The organism is Rhizobium sp. SEMIA 4085 (assembly GCF_013004495.1).
Classification (GTDB): Bacteria; Pseudomonadota; Alphaproteobacteria; order Rhizobiales; family Rhizobiaceae; genus Rhizobium; species Rhizobium gallicum.
Map to the genome: position 1 here is coordinate 1 of NZ_JABEPH010000597.1, position 2,147 is coordinate 2,147.

Sequence of the window (2,147 nt, forward strand, 5' to 3'; positions counted from 1 at the left end):
ACCTAGGCTAATGCCTAGTGAGGGCTAGTTTGCGCCAAATTGCGTCGGATACTGAACTACAGACTGCAGAACCGGGCGTGGTTTGAAATGTTGCCGCCTCAGCGTTCTATGATTCGCTGTTGGGTATTGGATGACCGGCACTAACAAATCCATGAATCACGACCAAAATCTTCACGCCAGGTCCTTTTTTCAACAGCCTGCTGACCAGCAGGCCATGGCGGTCTTCCATCAGCCCATGCCCCATGAAGCACACCTTGGCCTCCCTGCCTTTGCCCTTCCTATAGCGTCTTGCATCTGGGTCGGTCGTTGAAGCATGCGTCTCGTTGGAACGCCTTTCGCCCCGTCGCCTTCCGATGGGGGTTCGCCCGAGCCGTCCTTCAGCTCTTCATCGACGCCCAGGCTTCAATCAGCGTGCCATCGACAGAGAAGTGGTCCGTTGACAGCAGCCGCTTTACCTTGGTCTGCGAAAGGATTGCACCCAAGAACTTCGCGGCGATGTCGCCTTCCAGCAACCGGTCGCGGTTCTTAAAACACCGAATGATCCCAAGTTGGATTATCAATGCCAATGTTAGTCTCTGGTTTGGCCTTCAGGACGGTCTCGTCGCCATTGTGGTACGCGAAAGTGATCTCCATCGGGTCATCGTAGAGCAATTCGGCATGACCGTCGCCAATGACTTCGTCCATTTCGTCGCATCCGGCCCATCTGAAGAAGATCATGGACGGGCTGTATCCGAAATCGAGCGTCGCTTGCATCACGCCTAAGGCGATTTCGCCATGCCGTCGAGCCCGATGGTGATTGCGGCATGCTCAACCAGGTTCGAGATAATCCCGATCCCATAGATTGGCCTCGACGATCCGCCAGCGGCCAATCAGGCGCAGTTTGAAGCCGCGCTCACGACGACGAAACGCATCGCTGCACATGGTCGAACCTTACTGCGGCTGGCCACAGGCAATCATGCTTGGTGCCGACAAGGCCTATGACACAAGGGGCTTCGTCAAAGACTTGCGGTCGATGAAAGGTAACGCCCCATGTGGCAGAACGTCAATGGTCGCCGCTCGGCCATTGACGGGCGCACGACGCGCCATTCTGGCTATAGGGTCAGTTTGTGCATCCGCAAGCGCATCGAGGAGGCATTCGGCTGGATCAAGACAGTCGCGGGCAGGACAAGACGAAGCTCCGCGGCCGCGACCGCGTCGGATGGGCCTTCACCTTCGCGGCCGCCGCTTATGATCTGGTGCGGTTGCAGAAACTGATGGCGGTGTTCGGCTTACCCGCTGGCCTCCGTCAGGCAGGCATCGGATTGGCCTGTGAAGCCCACCTTTGAACAGAAGAACGACGATGACAGAGATCAGCCCTCTGCGCCAGCGTATGATCGAGGACATGATGATCCGGAATCTATCGCCGGCGACGCAACGGTCCTATCTTCATGCGGTTGCGAAATTCTCTCCACTGGCGGCTGGCGCGGCCACCGGTGTGGCTGTTTCCGCGACGCGACGGAAACGGACCGATCCATGTTCAGGTTCTGCATACGGCTTGCCGTTGGGGCACGGTTTGCCGCCGGAATCCACAAGCGCGTGAGCTGCCGGTCGGCTATTTCCACATTGTCTTCACCCTGCCACAGACAGTTGCCGGAATTGCCTTCGAGAACAAGGCGGCGTCTATGCGATTTTCTTCATGGCAGTGGCCGAGACGCTCCGCCGGATCGCCGCCGATCCCAAACATCTGGGGGCCGAGATTGGATTCATCGCACAGTTGGGGCCAGAACCTGCAATACCATCCGCACATCCACTGCATCGTTCCCAGGCGGAGGGCCTTTATTCGATGGCTCCCGTTGGGTGTCCTGCCGGACCAACTTCTTTCTGCCGGTACGGGGTTCTGTCCCGTCTTTTTCGACGTTTGTTGCTCGAGGAGTTGAAGATCGCATCCGAGGTCGGTGCGCTTTTTCGGCGATTCGCGCAGCTTTCAAAGCCCGCAAACTTCAAACGCATGCTTGCCGAAAGCCGGGGCGTCGAGTGGGTCGTCTATTCCAAGCCGCCTTTTGCGGGCTCGCAGCAGCTGGGGGCAAAGGCCGAACGACCCGTCGATGCGTTGTGGAACCCGGTCGGCGAAATCGTCAAACTCTTCGAGCCGCAGGAATGTGCAAACT

4 pseudogenes are annotated in these 2,147 nt (G+C 58.0%); 3 read left to right on the forward strand and 1 reads right to left on the reverse strand.

The annotated features are described in order from the left end of the window. Positions 1-202: 202 nt before the first annotated feature. Positions 203-567: pseudogene (locus C9413_RS34060) on the reverse strand (IS5/IS1182 family transposase); the annotation flags it as partial. A 379-nt stretch (positions 568-946) separates the two neighbouring features. Between C9413_RS34060 and C9413_RS31460 the strand changes: the two are divergent. The 3 pseudogenes from C9413_RS31460 to C9413_RS31465 all read left to right on the forward strand — a co-directional run. Next, positions 947-1,325 (forward strand): annotated as a pseudogene (locus tag C9413_RS31460) (transposase); the annotation flags it as partial. A gap of 14 nt (positions 1,326-1,339) precedes the next feature. Continuing rightward, a pseudogene (locus C9413_RS34065) lies at positions 1,340-1,447 on the forward strand (integrase); the annotation flags it as partial. A gap of 121 nt (positions 1,448-1,568) precedes the next feature. Next, positions 1,569-2,147: pseudogene (locus C9413_RS31465) on the forward strand (transposase); the annotation flags it as partial.